This is a genomic window from Marmoricola sp. RAF53 (assembly GCF_052114005.1).
Taxonomy (GTDB): domain Bacteria; phylum Actinomycetota; class Actinomycetes; order Propionibacteriales; family Nocardioidaceae; genus Marmoricola.
Genome location: NZ_JBFRDX010000018.1, coordinates 62,922 through 76,832 on the forward strand (window position 1 = coordinate 62,922; position 13,911 = coordinate 76,832).

At 71.6% G+C, this 13,911-nt stretch carries 14 protein-coding genes and 1 riboswitch; of the genes, 9 read left to right on the top strand and 5 right to left on the bottom strand.

The features are described from left to right. The first annotated feature begins 23 nt into the window (after positions 1-23). The 9 genes from AB4Y76_RS15750 (at position 24) to AB4Y76_RS15790 (ending at position 8,895) form a co-directional block, all read left to right on the top strand. On the top strand, positions 24-1,214 hold the full coding sequence (locus AB4Y76_RS15750) for an AAA family ATPase (protein WP_441926929.1): 1,191 nt from the start codon (positions 24-26) through the stop codon (positions 1,212-1,214). A 14-nt stretch (positions 1,215-1,228) separates the two neighbouring features. Further along, positions 1,229-2,767 (top strand): CpaF family protein, encoded by a 1,539-nt coding sequence (locus AB4Y76_RS15755; protein ID WP_441926931.1) that lies wholly within the window; start codon positions 1,229-1,231, stop codon positions 2,765-2,767. Further along, positions 2,764-4,704, top strand: a complete 1,941-nt coding sequence (locus AB4Y76_RS15760; RefSeq protein ID WP_441926933.1) for a type II secretion system F family protein — start codon at positions 2,764-2,766, stop codon at positions 4,702-4,704. The genes AB4Y76_RS15755 and AB4Y76_RS15760 overlap by 4 nt, the downstream gene beginning before the upstream one ends. Position 4,705: 1 nt before the next feature. Continuing rightward, complete coding sequence (locus AB4Y76_RS15765; RefSeq protein ID WP_441926935.1) at positions 4,706-5,647, top strand: type II secretion system F family protein; 942 nt, start codon at positions 4,706-4,708, stop codon at positions 5,645-5,647. Then, positions 5,644-7,140, top strand: a complete 1,497-nt coding sequence (locus AB4Y76_RS15770) for a sensor histidine kinase (RefSeq protein WP_441926937.1) — start codon at positions 5,644-5,646, stop codon at positions 7,138-7,140. The genes AB4Y76_RS15765 and AB4Y76_RS15770 overlap by 4 nt, the downstream gene beginning before the upstream one ends. A 51-nt stretch (positions 7,141-7,191) precedes the next feature. Next, positions 7,192-7,833 carry a response regulator transcription factor gene (locus tag AB4Y76_RS15775; RefSeq protein WP_441926939.1) on the top strand — a complete coding sequence of 214 codons (642 nt, stop codon included), beginning with the start codon at positions 7,192-7,194 and terminating at the stop codon, positions 7,831-7,833. Positions 7,834-7,993: 160 nt separating this feature from the next. Continuing rightward, the gene (locus AB4Y76_RS15780) at positions 7,994-8,206 is read left to right on the top strand and encodes a Flp family type IVb pilin (RefSeq protein WP_441926941.1); all 213 of its coding nucleotides are present in this window, start codon (positions 7,994-7,996) and stop codon (positions 8,204-8,206) included. Positions 8,207-8,239: 33 nt separating this feature from the next. After that, entirely contained in the window at positions 8,240-8,452 is a 213-nt protein-coding gene (locus AB4Y76_RS15785) for a Flp family type IVb pilin (RefSeq protein WP_441926943.1), read from the top strand. Positions 8,453-8,685: 233 nt separating this feature from the next. Beyond that, complete coding sequence (locus tag AB4Y76_RS15790; protein WP_441926945.1) at positions 8,686-8,895, top strand: Flp family type IVb pilin; 210 nt, start codon at positions 8,686-8,688, stop codon at positions 8,893-8,895. Between the two features lie 33 nt (positions 8,896-8,928). On the opposite strand, the gene AB4Y76_RS15795 is transcribed toward AB4Y76_RS15790, so the two are convergent. The 5 genes from AB4Y76_RS15795 to AB4Y76_RS15815 all read right to left on the bottom strand — a co-directional run. Then, positions 8,929-10,188, bottom strand: coding sequence for a M48 family metallopeptidase (locus AB4Y76_RS15795; protein ID WP_441926947.1), 1,260 nt, complete (start codon positions 10,186-10,188; stop codon positions 8,929-8,931). Positions 10,189-10,190: 2 nt separating this feature from the next. Beyond that, the gene (locus AB4Y76_RS15800) at positions 10,191-11,438 is read right to left on the bottom strand and encodes a hypothetical protein (RefSeq protein ID WP_441926949.1); all 1,248 of its coding nucleotides are present in this window, start codon (positions 11,436-11,438) and stop codon (positions 10,191-10,193) included. A gap of 109 nt (positions 11,439-11,547) precedes the next feature. Next, positions 11,548-12,543, bottom strand: a complete 996-nt coding sequence (locus AB4Y76_RS15805; RefSeq protein ID WP_441926951.1) for an NlpC/P60 family protein — start codon at positions 12,541-12,543, stop codon at positions 11,548-11,550. 11 nt (positions 12,544-12,554) lie between these two features. Next, positions 12,555-12,732: riboswitch (cyclic di-AMP (ydaO/yuaA leader) on the bottom strand. 181 nt (positions 12,733-12,913) lie between these two features. Beyond that, positions 12,914-13,120: a hypothetical protein gene (locus AB4Y76_RS15810; RefSeq protein ID WP_441926953.1), complete on the bottom strand. Its 207-nt coding sequence runs from the start codon at positions 13,118-13,120 to the stop codon at positions 12,914-12,916. A gap of 82 nt (positions 13,121-13,202) precedes the next feature. Continuing rightward, positions 13,203-13,911, bottom strand: a 709-nt coding sequence (locus tag AB4Y76_RS15815) for an NYN domain-containing protein (RefSeq protein WP_441926955.1), incomplete at its 5' end; no start/stop codon positions are given.

A 13,911-nucleotide genomic window follows, 5' to 3' on the forward strand; every position in this document is an offset into this window, starting at 1 on the left:
CCAGAGCCCGCGAAAGGCCGTCCATGCCCGTCCTCGTCGAGTCAGACTCAGCCTGGGCCACCGCCCTGGTGTCCGGCCTGCCCGCCGGCACCCAGGTGGTGGCGAACGCTGCCCAGCTCGACAACTGGCTGATGCACCAGGGCGAGGAGTACGCGGTCGTCGTCGGCCCGAACATCGGCCTGGAGGAGGCGATCTCGATCGCCTCCGTGCTGCACCGCACGCGGCCGACCACCGACGTCGTGCTCCTGCGCCACGAGCTCAGCTCCGACGTCTTCCAGCAGGCGATGCGCGCCGGGATCCCGGCCGTCGTCGGCGCCGCCGACATCGACGGGATGTCCGCGGCGGTGGTGCGCGCACGGCAGACCTGGGAGGCGATCAAGGGACCGGACGTCCAGCGCGGCGACAAGGACGGCAAGGTCATCACCGTCTTCTCGCCCAAGGGCGGCGTCGGCAAGACCACGGTGGCCGTCAACCTCGCTATCGCGCTCGGCGCCAACGGCGCCGCGCGGGTCTGCATCGTCGACCTCGACCTCGCCTTCGGCGACGTCGCGATCACGCTGCAGCTGATCCCGGAGCACACCGTCCTCGAGGCGGTCGGCACCGAGGAGCACCTCGACTTCAGCCTGCTCGAGACGCTGCTGACCCGGCACGAGACCTGCTCCATCCTGGCCGCGCCGACCCATCCCGAGGGCAAGGACCGCATCTCCCCCGGCCTGGTTCGCCGGGTGCTGCAGATCCTGCGGACCCAGTTCGACTACGTCGTCGTCGACGCCGCGCCGTCGTTCGACGACCAGGTGCTGCACGCGTTCGCCGAGACCAACGAGTGCGTCCTGGTCGCGACGCTGGACGTCCCGACGGTCAAGAACACCAAGCTGGCCATCGAGACCCTCGACGCGCTCGACCTGGTCCCGGGCAACCGGCACCTGCTGCTGAACCGGGCCGACGACGAGGTGGGGCTCTCCCCCGCCAACGTCGAGAGCCTGCTCAAGATGCCCGTCGCGGTGGCGCTGCCGTCGGCGCTCGCTGTCGCCAACGCGACCAACCACGGGCGCCCGATCGTGCTGAGCCGCCCGGAGCACCCCGTCAGCAGGACGTTCGTCCAGCTCGCCGGGATGCTGTCCGGCGCCCGCGACGGGAAATCGGTCAGCACGGCACCGAACCGGCCGATCGAGGAGCCGGAGCAGAAGCGCCGTTTCGGACGGCGTAGGAAGTAAAGGGGGGTGGGTTGATGAGCGACTTCTCCGACAGGCTCGCGGATCTGATGCGCGGCACCGGCGGACCGAGCAGCGGCGCGGGGACGGCGGGCGACGGGAGGGTGGTCGGCCTGCACGCGGCACCTCCGCCGCCGCCGCCGGCGCCCGAGCCGGAGCGTCTGGCCCCGGCGGCCTCGGCACCCGTCGCAGCACCGGCCTCCGCGCCGGCCTCCACATCGGTCCCCGCCGAGCGGGAGCAGGTCCGGCAGTACAGCCCGGCCGTCAAGGAGCGCCAGAAGGGCCGCTTCGACGACCTCAAGGAGACCGTGCACGAGGAGCTCCTGGTCCAGCTCGGTCCCAAGCTGTACGACGCCAACCTGAGCCCGCACGAGCTCGAGGCGATGGTCCGCCAGGCCCTCGCCGACGTGATGGCGGCGACGAACCAGCCGCTCACCGGCACCGACCGGCAGCGGATCACCCAGGAGATCGCCGACGACATCCTCGGCTACGGGCCGCTGGAGCCGTACCTGCGCGACGACGCGGTCGCCGAGGTCATGGTCAACGGGCCGTTCGACATCTGGCTGGAGCGGTCCGGTCGCCTGGAGCGCGTCGACGGCTCGTTCAACGACGAGGCCCACCTGCGCCGGACGATCGACAAGATCGTCTCCCGCATCGGCCGCCGCATCGACGAGTCCTCCCCGATGGTCGACGCCCGCCTGCCCGACGGGAGCCGCGTGAACGCGGTCGTCCCGCCGCTGGCGATCGACGGCAGCTCGCTGACGATCCGCAAGTTCTCCAAGGACCCGCTCACCTCGGAGCACCTCATCGAGTTCGGCACGCTGTCGCGCAAGACCGCCGACTTCCTGGACGCCTGCGTGCGCGGCCGGCTCAACGTCGTCGTCTCCGGCGGTACCGGTGCCGGCAAGACGACGACCCTCAACGTGCTCTCCTCGTTCATCCCGAGCGACGAGCGGATCGTGACGATCGAGGACGCCGCCGAGCTCCAGCTCAAACAGGACCACGTCGTCCGGCTCGAGTCCCGCCCGTCGAACATCGAGGGCAAGGGCGAGGTCAGCATCCGCGACCTGGTCCGCAACTCACTGCGCATGCGGCCGGACCGCATCGTCGTCGGTGAGGTCCGGGACGCGTCCGCGCTCGACATGCTGCAGGCGATGAACACCGGTCACGACGGCTCGATCTGCACGGTCCACTCCAACGGCCCGCGCGACACCCTGGCCCGCCTGGAGACCCTGGTGCTGATGGCCGGCATGGACCTGCCGATCCGCGCGATCCGCGAGCAGGTCGCCTCCGCGGTCGACGTGATCGTGCACCAGGCCCGCCTGAAGGACGGGACCCGCCGGATCACGCACGTCACCGAGGTGGAGCGCATGGAGGGCGACGTGATCACCCTCCAGGACATCTTCGTCTTCGACCACAGCGCGGGGTTCGACCACGAGGGCCGCAGCCTCGGCACGCTCAAGGCCACCGGCCTGCGTCCCAAGTTCCTGGAGAAGATGGCCTTCGCCAACGTGTCCGTCGACCCGCGCGTCTTCATCCCGGAGCTGCAGTCGTGAACCGGCGGCTGCGCCGGCTCGGAGCCGCGGCAGTCGCGGTCCCGTTCCTGCTGGGCACCGCGCTGCTCGGATCCGCGTACGCCGCGGACGGGGAGGCGAGCATCGACCACGCCGAGGTCGCGCAGGGGCGCCTGAAGCTCCTCGTCTCGGTGCCCGGCGACACCGCGGTCGACCTCGGGACCGTCAAGGTCACCGTGGGCGGCACCCCGACCGACGCGACGGCCGTCAACGCCGACTCGACCGACGAGATCGCCCGCACCACGATGCTCGCGATCGACACCAGCCAGAGCATGAAGGGCGCCCGGATCGCCGCCGCCGAGCGGGCCGCGCTCACCTACCTCGACTCCGTCCCGGACAACGTCAAGGTCGGCATCGTCACGTTCGACAACGGCGTCGCCGTACGCCAGGAGCCGAGCCTGGACCGGGCCGCGTCGAAGGACGTCATCGGTCATCTCGACCTCAAGGTGAACACCGCGCTCTACGAGGGCGTCGAGACCGCGGTCGCCACGGTGGCCAGGGAGGACGGCCAGCGCCAGGTCCTGGTCCTCTCCGACGGCCAGGACAACACCAAGAAGCCGCTCGACCCGGTGATCAGCGCGATCCGGAAGTCCGGCGCGAAGGTCGACGTGGTCGCCCTCGAGCAGGGTGCCGCCGCGCCCGCGCCGCTGGTGCAGATGTCCGAGGCCGGCAAGGGCCGGGTGGTCTCCGCGGACGCCGCGGCCCTGGACCAGGCCTTCAGCAGCGAGGCCGATGCGCTCGCCCGGCAGGTCCTCGTCACCGCCACCGTCCCGGCCGACCAGCAGCGCCCCGACGCCTCCGTCGACGTGTCGCTCGAGGCCGGCGGCACCGAGCACTCCGCGACCGCGTTCGTCTCGGTCAAGGACCCTGCCGCTACCGCTCCCGGCGCGACGGCCCCCACGGACACCGCGCTGGTGTCGAGCTCGACCGGCCCGCAGGTCCCCCAAGTCGTCATGTACGCCGCGATCGCCGCGATCGGCCTGGGCGCCATCGGGCTCCTCATCGGGTTCACCGCCAAGCCACGGGCCAGCCGCGAGACCACGCTGTCGGACCAGCTCCAGTTCTACTCGGCGAACGGTTCCGGCGGCGCGGGCGGGCCGCAGGTCTCGTCGAGCACGCTCGCCGAGCAGGCCCGCCAGGCCGCCGCGAACGTGCTCTCCACCAACCAGTCGTTCGAGGCCCGGATCACCGGCAAGCTCGAGGCGGCCGGGATGGCGCTGAAGTCCTCGGAGTGGCTGCTGCTGCACCTCGGCATCACGTTCGGCGCCGGCACGCTCGGGCTGCTGATCAGCGGCGGGAACCCGATCTTCATGCTGCTGATGCTGCTGCTCGGCGCGATCGGTCCGTGGATCTACCTGTCCTACAAGGAGTCGCAGCGCCTGAAGGCGTTCGACGCCGGGCTCGCGGACACCCTGCAGCTGATGTCCGGCAGCCTCTCGGCCGGCCTGTCCCTGGCGCAGTCGCTGGACACGATCGTCCGCGAGGGTTCCGAGCCGATCACGTCCGAGTTCAAGCGCGTGATCGTGGAGAGCCGCCTCGGCGTCGGCCTGGAGGACGCGCTCGACGGCGTCGCGGTGCGGATGCAGAGCACGGACTTCAAGTGGGTCGTGATGGCGATCCGGATCCAGCGCGAGGTCGGCGGCAACCTGGCCGAGCTGCTCCTCAACGTGGCCGGCACGCTCCGCGAGCGCGAGTACATCCGGCGGCACGTGCGGGCGCTGTCCGCCGAGGGCCGGCTGTCCTGCTGGATCCTCGGCGGGCTGCCGCCGGCGTTCCTCGTGTACCTGACGGTCACGCGCCCGGACTACGTCAAACCGTTGTACACCAGCCCGATCGGCATCATGATGTGCATCGCGATGGTCGTTCTGCTGTCGGTGGGCATCTTCTGGATGAGCAAGGTCGCGAAGGTGGAGGTGTGAGATGAGCTCGACAGTGATGATCGCCGGGGTCGTCCTGATCTTCGCCGCGCTCGCGATGGTGATCGCCGCCCTGGTCCTGGCCCCGAAGGCGGAGGGCGGCGTCGGCCGCTCGATCGCCGTGCTCGAGGCCCTTACCTCCGCCCCCGCGGAGATGAAGACCGAGCTCGACGCGCCGTTCGGCGAGCGGGTGCTGCTGCCGCTGCTGGCGCGGGCGCAGGGTCTGGGCCGCAAGCTCACGCCCGCCGACGCGAACGAGCGGATCCACGAGAAGCTCGAGCTCGCCGGCAACCCCGCGGGCTGGACCGCGGACCGGGTGAGCGCCGGCAAGGTGGTCGGCTTCTTCGGCGCCCTGGCCGTCTCGCTGCTGATCTCCCTCGCCATGGGCCTGACGTTCCTGCCGACGCTCGGCTTCGTGGTGGCGGCCTCGGTGGCCGGCTACATGGCGCCGAACCTGTACCTCTACCAGCAGGCCTACGACCGCTCCGCGAAGCTCCAGAAGGCGCTGCCGGACGCGATCGACCTGCTCACCATCTCGGTCGAGTCGGGCCTCGGGTTCGACGCCTCGGTGGCACAGGTCGCGCGCAACACCGACGGCCCGTTGGCCGAGGAGTTCGCCCGGTTGCTGCAGGAGATGCAGATCGGGCGCGGACGGACCGACGCCCTTCGCTCGATGGCCGACCGCACGAACCTGCCCGACCTGCGCGCCTTCGTGAGCGCGATGGTCCAGGCGGACGCGTTCGGCATCCCGATCGGCCAGGTGCTCCGGGTGCAGTCCTCCGAGATCCGGGTCAAACGCCGTCAGTGGGCCGAGGAGCAGGCCCAGAAGGTCCCGGTCAAGATCCTGATCCCGCTGATCTTCTGCATCCTGCCCTGCCTCTTCATCGCGGTGCTCGGGCCTGCCGGCATCTCGATCATGGACAACTTCTCCGGCAAGGTCGGGTGAGCGAACTCAATCGCGTCGCGGCAGCGGCCAGGGTCTTCACCCTGGTCGTCATCGCGATCACGGCGCTTGTCGGCGACGTCCAGCTCGACGGGGTCTGGTGGGTCGCCGGCATCGCCGCCGGCGCCCAGGTGCTCTCGCTCTTCCCGCGGGTCCCCCCGGCGGCGGTGGTCGCGGCGGAAGGTGGCCTGACCGCGGTCGTCGCCGTCGTCGCCTACCCGGCGCACGAGGCGGCGATGCCGTACCTCGCGACCCCGGCCCTGATCGCCGGCATCACCGGCGGCCTCCGGCCGGTCATCCTGGTCCTGCTGACCGAGGCCGGCCTGCTCACGCTCACCTCCCAGATCGCGCCGGGGCAACCGGACGCCGAGCTGGCGGCGCGCGCGGTCACCTGGCTCGCGACCGGGATCGGGCTCGGACTGCTGGGCACCATCACGCGGCGCAACCTCGACCACGGCGACGACGACGTCTCCTACCGCAGCGCCCTGGAGCTGATCCGCCAGCTGCACGCCCTGTCCGGCCGGCTCACCTCCGGCCTCGACCCCGTCGACCTCGCCGACCAGACGCTCGCGACCGTGGCCGACGACCTGGTCGTCCGCCAGGCCGTCGTGGTGACCAAGAACAGCGCCGGCGACTTCGTCCCGCTGCGGTTCTCGACCGGCGCGATCCCGTTCGCGCTCTCCCCCGCCGACGACCTGCTCCGCCGGTGCTGGCGGACCGGCGAGCCGATCACCGAGACGAGCCGGGTGGTGCTGCCGCTCTCGGTCGGCAGCGAACGGGTCGCGATCGTCCTCGTCGACTGCGTTTCCCGCCCCGACAACCGTTCGGTCGGCCGGGTCCTCAGCGCCCTCGAGAACGACGCGGTCCGGTTGAACGCCGCGCTGCTGTTCGCCTCGGTCCGGGAGTCGGCGGTGAGCGAGGAACGGCACCGGATCGCCCGCGAGGTGCACGACGGCATCGCCCAGGACGTCGCGTCGCTGGGCTACCTGATCGACAACCTGGCCGGCGCGGACGGCGAGGACGAGCACGTGACGCGGCTGCGCCGCGAGGTCACCCGGGTCGTCAAGGAGCTGCGCAACTCGGTGTTCGACCTCCGCAACGACGTCGCCTCGGCCCAAGGCCTCGGGCAGAGCATCGCCTCGTTCGCGCGCCACGTCGGTTCGCACTCCGAGCTGACCGTGCACGTGACGCTGGACGAGTCCACGATCCGGCTGCGCCAGGCCGTCGAGGCCGAGCTCCTCCGGATCACCCAGGAGGCGATCAACAACGCCCGCAGGCACTCCGGTGGCCAGAACCTCTGGGTGAACTGCACCGTGGACCCGCCGTACGTGTCCATCGAGGTGATCGACGACGGCGACGGCCTCGGCGCCGGCCGGGCCGACTCGCACGGCCTGCAGATCATGCGCGAACGGGCCGACCGCATCGGTGCCGACCTGGTGGTCGAGTCCCCGGTGATCGCGGACCGGGGCACCCGGATCATCGTCCGGCTGGATTGAGCCACGCGCCCCACCCGTTCGGACTAGGGTGGGCGCACGAGGGGGTCATCCATGCCTACGTCCGTCATCCTGGTCGACGACCACGAGCTGATCCGCCACGGCCTCGCCGGCGCTTTCGCGCGCGACGCGGGGTTCACCGTGGTCGGCCAGTCCGGTTCCATCGGCGACGCCGAGACGCTTGCCGAGGCCACCACGCCCGACGTCGCCGTGATCGACCTCCAGCTCCCCGACGGCTCGGGCCTGGACCTGGTCCGGACCTTGCGCAAGGAACGTGCGGACATGGGTCTGGTCGTCCTCACGATGTACGCCGGTGACGAGCAGATCTTCGCGGCCATGGACGCCGGCGCGTCGGCGTTCGTCGGGAAGGACGCGCCCAGCACCGAGGTGATCGCGGCGGCCCGGCACGCGGCCGTCGCACCGCTGACGTTCACCTGTGCCGGCCTGCCGGAGGCGATGATGCGGAGGATGTCGTCGAGCACCCCGCGCCTGTCCGACCGGGAGCGGCAGGTGCTCGACCTGCTCGCCGACGGGCTCGGCGTCGCGGCGATCTCGGGCCAGCTCTACATCTCCGAGTCGACGGCCAAGACGCACATCGCGAAGGTCTACGAGAAGCTCGGCGCGGCGAACCGCGCCCAGGCACTGGTGGCCGCCATGCGGCTGGGCCTGATCGACGTCGGTCAGCAACCCCGCTGAGCGCTGTCAACTCGCGACATCGGGGCAGATACGGAGTAGTCCGAAAGGACTACCGCCAACTACCTGGTGGGACGATGCGGGCATAACGTCCCAAAAGGGACACTTTGGGCGCAAGGTCGAGGGTTTCTCGACCGATCGTCCAAGGGGAGGGAAACCCATCATGCTCGAGTACATCCGCAACATCACCCGCCGCGACGAAGACGGCGCCTCGGCCGTCGAGTACGGCCTGCTGGTCGCCGGCATCGCCGCCCTGATCGTCGCCGTCGTCTTCCTGTTCGGCGGAATGATCAAGGACACCTTCAGCAAGACCTGTGGCCGGATCAGCTCCGGCGTGAACACCACCGGCTCGGTGAACAACAGCGCCACCTGCTGATCGCCCAGCAGATTCAGCAGGAAGGGAACCATCATGCTCGAGTACATCCGCAAGATCGTGCGTCGTGACGAGGATGGCGCATCGGCCGTCGAGTACGGCCTCCTGGTCGCCGGCATCGCCGCCCTGATCGTCGCCGTCGTCTTCCTGTTCGGCGGAATGATCAAGGACACCTTCAGCAAGACCTGCGGCAAGATCAGCACCGGGGTGACGACCAACGGGACGGTCGACCCCAGCGCGACCTGCTGACGACCCTCGCTGGACCAGCTGCCTGGAGACGCGGGCGGTGGCGAACCCGCCACCGCCCGCGTTTTCGCTGTCTCCGGGACGTCCACCGGGCTCGTTCCCGGCGCCCCGGCAGTCCGTCCGGCCCACCCAGGACCAGCCATCTGCGTGATGGACCCTTCCCGCGGCGGTGAAATCATGGTGCCTGGCGGACGACGTGAGGACGCCCGCGTTCCGAGGGGGAAGGAACAGGACCCATGGCCGAGGGCGTCCGCTCCCCGCGCCGTCGTGACGAGGGCGGCGTGTCGGCCGTCGAGTACGGCCTCATGGTCGTGGCCGTCGCCGCCCTGATCATCGGCATCGTCTTCCTCCTCAGCGGCGCGATCGACGACGACCTCAGCAAGACCTGCGACAAGGTCGACCCGAGCGCGACCGCCGGCCCGGGCCAGCACCCCGCGACCTGCTGACCCGCCGATGCCCGGGCCGCCGGATGAGGTCGGTCAGTCCCGGGCCATCGCCTGGGCCAGCCCGATCCGCTGCAGCACCGTCGGGTGCGAGCCGAACCAGAACTGGCTCCACCGGGGCGGCGTCGGGTCGGCGAGCGAGCGCAGCGCGAGCTGGCGCTGCATCGCGATGAACGTGTCGGTGGCACCGGTCGCCTCCAGCGACGCACGGTCCGCACGCGCCTCCACCGCCCGGCTGATCGTGTTCTGCACGGGACTGGCCAGCAACGCTCCGACGGCCACCAGCGCGAGCAGCAGCGGCACCGCACGGACGTCCCCGGGACCGCCGACCAGGTCGAGCACCCGACGACGGCTGAAGACCAGGCCGAGCAGGCCGATCCCGAACGCCGACCCAGCGGCGCCGAGCAGGGTCCCGGCCAGCACGTCCTGGTGCCGGGCGTGCCCGAGCTCGTGCGCGACCACCACCTCGACCTCGGCCGGCGGCAGGCCCGTCAGCAACGTGTCGTAGACGACGATCCGGCGGGTGTTGCCGATCCCGCTGACGTAGGCGTTGAAGGTCGTCGTACGGCGCGACGCGTCGGCGACCAGGACGTCGGAGACGTGGACGTGCTCGCGCTCCGCGAGCGCCAGGATGTCCGAGCGGAGCGGCCCCGCGGCCATCGGCGTGAAGTCGTTGAACAACGGCTCGACGACGACGGGGTAGACGTAGGAGCCCGCGAAGGCGAGCAGGGCAGCGCCCGCCGCCGCCCAGGCCGGCCAGGTGCGTGGCGCGCGCCGGGCGATCCACATCACCACGAGCAGCCCGATCGCCGTGAAGGCCCACGAGACGGCGAACGAGACCAGCTCGTCGGACGCCCAGCCGGACCAGGACTGGGTGCTGAGCCGCTCGTCGAGCTGGATCCGCTGGGCGCGCCAGGCGAACGGCAGCGTGAGCAGCACGCCGATCGCGCTGACCAGCCCGGCCCCGAGGACGACCCGCATGGCCCACGGGCCGCGCAGCCGCGACATCAGCGCCGGGCCGAGCCGGGTGAAGCCGAGGACCACCGCCACTACCAGGCCGGCGGCGAGGTTCGCCCAGCCGTTGTGCCGCAGCAGCCCGGACACGTGCTCACCGCGGGCGATCTCCTGGGAGGTGAAGACACTCGTCGCCGGGACCGCTTCGACGTGCCCGCCCGGCAGCCAGCTCCAGGGCACCAGCAGCGCCGCGAGCACCACGAACACCGCCCCGGACAGCAGGGTCACGGCCAGCGCGACGCGCACGCTGACGGTGGGTCGCTCCGCGTCCCCGGACGGCACGGTCAGCCCGCCTCGCCGCCGGCCAGCGTGGCGAGGTCGGCCCGCCAGCGCTTCACGAACGCGGCCTCGGTGGTCCCGAGGACCGACGCGAACGCCTGCGCGACCGGCTTCCCCGCGTTGACGGCGTCGTAGAAGGCCACCAGCTTTCGCTCACCGTGCTCCCGGGCGATGAACCGGTTGGCCAGCCACGCCTCCTCGTAGGTGGCACCGAGGCCGGCGGCGGTCGGGGCCAGCTCGGTCGGCGTCGGCAGGTGGTCGGGCGGTCCGTCCCGCCGCACGCTGGCGAGGATCTGCGAGGCCGCGGTCGCGACCGGGATCCGGGCGTGCGCCAGGGCGACGTAGTCCGCGAACCCCTCGAGCAGCCAGGTGGGCATGTCCGAGAACGTCGCGCCCGTCGCCACGTGGGTGCTCTCGTGACTGACCACGACCTGGGCCCCGCGGGGACCGAGGCCGTCGAAGACCCGCGGGTTCAGGAAGACGTGCACCGGGGCACCCGGCACGAGCGAGCCGTCGACCGACGAGGTCACCGCGGCGATGTTGGCGTACTGGTCCTGGGAGGCGTCCAGCGCCTGGTCGAGCGCCTCCTCCGAACCGGGGACCTCGAGGACCAGCCGGCCGTTCCAGTCCGGCAGCACCCGGGCGACGTCGGCCAGGGCCCGCTGCAGCATCGGCGCGTACCGCGCCGCCGAGCCGGTCCGGCTGATCACCAGGGTCCGGTCCCCCGGCCGGGTCACGACGGGGCCGGTCAGCCACAGCGGCGTCCGCCCGTCGGCACCGCCGATCGCCGCCACCTGCTGGCCGTGCTCACCGGGGACGAAGACGAAAGGCGTCTCCACCCGGGTCGTCTCGGTGTCCCAGCCCGGGATCCGGTAGCGCACCTCGACGGTGCCCTCCCAGGAGTCCGGGCCGAAGCTCTGCAGCGCCTCGGGGTCCGCTGAGGAGTCGTCGTCGACGAGCCGGAGGGCGACGTCGGTCAGGCCGAGTACGCCGACGTTGGCGGCCGCGGCCTCGAGCACCTGCCGGGACCCGGCCACCCCTGTCCCCGCCGCGGCACCGGCGTCTCTGTCGGCCAGCGCGCGGGACAGCGTGCGGACCGCCGACCGCGCCTGCTCGACGCGGGCGTCAGAAGCGGACGCCGCGCTGGTGGGCGGTGTGACCGAGCTGTCGTGCGAGCACCCGGAACCGACGAGCAGGACCGCGGCCGCGGCGAGCGCTGGCGCGATCAGCCGACGACGGGTCCGGGTTCTCACCCGAGGAACGGTACCGGCGCAGGCGAAACGCGGCTTGCGGATCGCGCGCACCTCACCGCGTCTCGGCACGGTCGACGACCATCGATCAAGGCCGCTGACGCGTCCTTGATCAGCCGGGACGGACGGCGCCGACGTACGGCATCGAGTGCAGGCCGGTGACCCGGACGCCGACGCTCGGGTTCTCGGCGTTCACGATCAGGCCGTTGCCGATGTACATGCCGACGTGGCTGACCGGGCTGTAGTAGAAGACCAGGTCGCCGGGCTGGAGGTCGCTCTCGGAGACCCGCATGCCCGAGCCCTGCTGGGCCCGCGAGGAGTGCGGCAGGCCGACACCGGCGGCACCCCAGGCGCGCATCATCAGACCCGAGCAGTCGAAGGCGCTCGGACCGGCGGCGCCGTAGACGTAGGCCTTGCCGACCTGGGCCATCGCGTAGCGGATGGCGACGGCCGCACGGCCGCTGGCCGGGACGCCCGGCATCGGGCCGGTGTAGTCGCCGCCGAGCAGCTTGGCCCGCGCCTCGGCCTCGAGGTCGTCGAGCAGGCTCTTCGCCTTGGCGGCCTTCGCGTCGATGTCGGCCTTCTCGGCCTTCATCTTCTTCTCGATGGACGCCAGCCGCTCGGCCTCGGCCGTCACCGCGGTCTTGCGCAGCTGCAGGCGGTCGAGCTGCGTGCTGAACTCGCGCATCACCTGGCCGCGCTGGTTGTTGTACGCCGACATCGCGTTCAGGTTGTCGAGGAACGCGTCCGGGTCGTCGGAGAGGACGACCTGCGAGGTCGTGGAGAGCTCGTCCCCCTGGTACTGGTCGACGACCATCGTGGCGACCTGCGCGCGCATCGTCTCGACGACCTGGTGCTGGCGCGCCAGGTCGGAGTTGAGGGCGTCGAGCTTGGTCCGCGTGGTGGCGAGCTTGACCCGGGCGTCGTTGTACCGCTCGGAGGCCTGCTCGGCCTGGTGGTCCAGCGTCTCGACCTGCTTCTTCACGGTCTCCAGGTCGGGCTTGGCGCTGGCGCTGGGCGCGCCGACTCCGATGCCGATGGCGAGCGCTCCGAAGAGCAGGGAAATCAGGGTTGCCGCGATCGCGGCGATCTTCCGGCCGTCGTGCACGAGCGGTCGGTCTCCTCTTTGTCTGACGCCTACCAGGTGAGCTGACGGATTCGGGCGCAAAGATCGCCCTACCAGCACACCTCCGGCTCGTCCGGAAATCCCGGTCGTGCCTTCCGTGCGCCGGATTCACCCCAGGAACTTGGGTCCCCGGCTCCGGTGCCATGCCTCCCGATGAGGCGCGGTTCCAGACTCGGCGCGGCCGCTGAGCTGACCCGGTCGGTCAACTGGTCCAGCGGCCAGTCATGAACGATAAACGAACGGTCACGACCGTCCAAACCCCACCCCCCGGGGTGTCGTTGTGTTTCGCGACACCTTCCGTCCCACAGGTCACACGAGCACCAGAGGTCACACAAGTCGCAGGGTGGCCGGGTCAGGCGGACTCGATCGCAGGGCCGGCCAGCGGAGTCACCATCCGCAGCGGCGGCACCAGGCCGGAGCTCGTGAGCACCTCCAGCGCCAGCTCCTCCTCGGCGTCGAATCCCAGCTCGGGCGGCGGGCCGAGCAGCACGGTCACGACGCAGTCGTGACACGACAGGCCGCGGACCAGGCAGCTGTCGCAGTCGATGCGCACGCTCATCGGTTCACTCTCCTTCGCGCTCGTGGGTCGAGCTGTGAGGAGCCTCGCAGGGGGCACCGACAGAACCCCGGGACCGCCCGGCTCAGCCGAGCAGGCGGAGCAGTGCCCGGGCCGCCACCGCGTGCACGCCCGGGCGCCGGACCACGTCGCGCACGACCGCCTGGTCGGAGGTCACCACGCCGACCGGGCGGCCCGGGGGCTCGGCCGCCACCAGGTCGCGGATGACGTCGTCGGCGAGGACGTCGCGCGGGCTGAACAGCACCCGGACCCCGCGCGGCGCGCTGACCGGCGGCCGGGTGTCGGCGTTCGCTCCGTCGAAGACCACGGTCACCTCCGCGCCGCTGCGCGCCACAAGCGGGGCGAGGCCGCGCAGCAGCCGGGAGCGCTGTGCCTCCAGCGGTTGCTGGTCCCAGGCCTCCCGGGTGACGTTGTAGCCGTCCACCACCAGGTGCACCCGCGGCAGGGCGAGCAGCTCGCGCAGCCGAGCCGGGTCGTCGAGCGCCAGCGACGCCGTCCCGCTCGGTGTCCGCACGCCCGCCTCCGCGAGCTCGGCCTCGACCCGGTCGGCCGGTGCGCCGGTCACCACCGGCAGGCCGAGCTCCTGGCGCAGCCCGTGCCCGGCCTGGAGCAACGTGTCCAGCAGCAGCCGCGTGCGCATCGTGGCGTCCTCGCGCTCCGCCCGGCCGGCCCGGCGGGTCCGGGTCAGCTCCGCCTCGAGTCCCGCGACCCGCTCCTGGAGCGCGGCCACCTCGGCACGCGCGGCCGCGAGCTCGGCCTCCACGCCCGCGCAC

What these genes read in the sequence shown, in the direction of transcription:
- AB4Y76_RS15750 (WP_441926929.1), top strand. Translation starts at nt 24, where the DNA reads ATGCCCGTCCTCGTCGAGTCAGACTCAGCCTGGGCCACCGCCCTGGTG.
- AB4Y76_RS15755 (WP_441926931.1), top strand. Translation starts at nt 1,229, where the DNA reads ATGAGCGACTTCTCCGACAGGCTCGCGGATCTGATGCGCGGCACCGGC.
- AB4Y76_RS15765 (WP_441926935.1), top strand. Translation starts at nt 4,706, where the DNA reads ATGAGCTCGACAGTGATGATCGCCGGGGTCGTCCTGATCTTCGCCGCG.
- AB4Y76_RS15775 (WP_441926939.1), top strand. Translation starts at nt 7,192, where the DNA reads ATGCCTACGTCCGTCATCCTGGTCGACGACCACGAGCTGATCCGCCAC.
- AB4Y76_RS15780 (WP_441926941.1), top strand. Translation starts at nt 7,994, where the DNA reads ATGCTCGAGTACATCCGCAACATCACCCGCCGCGACGAAGACGGCGCC.
- AB4Y76_RS15785 (WP_441926943.1), top strand. Translation starts at nt 8,240, where the DNA reads ATGCTCGAGTACATCCGCAAGATCGTGCGTCGTGACGAGGATGGCGCA.
- AB4Y76_RS15790 (WP_441926945.1), top strand. Translation starts at nt 8,686, where the DNA reads ATGGCCGAGGGCGTCCGCTCCCCGCGCCGTCGTGACGAGGGCGGCGTG.
- AB4Y76_RS15810 (WP_441926953.1), bottom strand. Translation starts at nt 13,120, where the DNA reads ATGAGCGTGCGCATCGACTGCGACAGCTGCCTGGTCCGCGGCCTGTCG.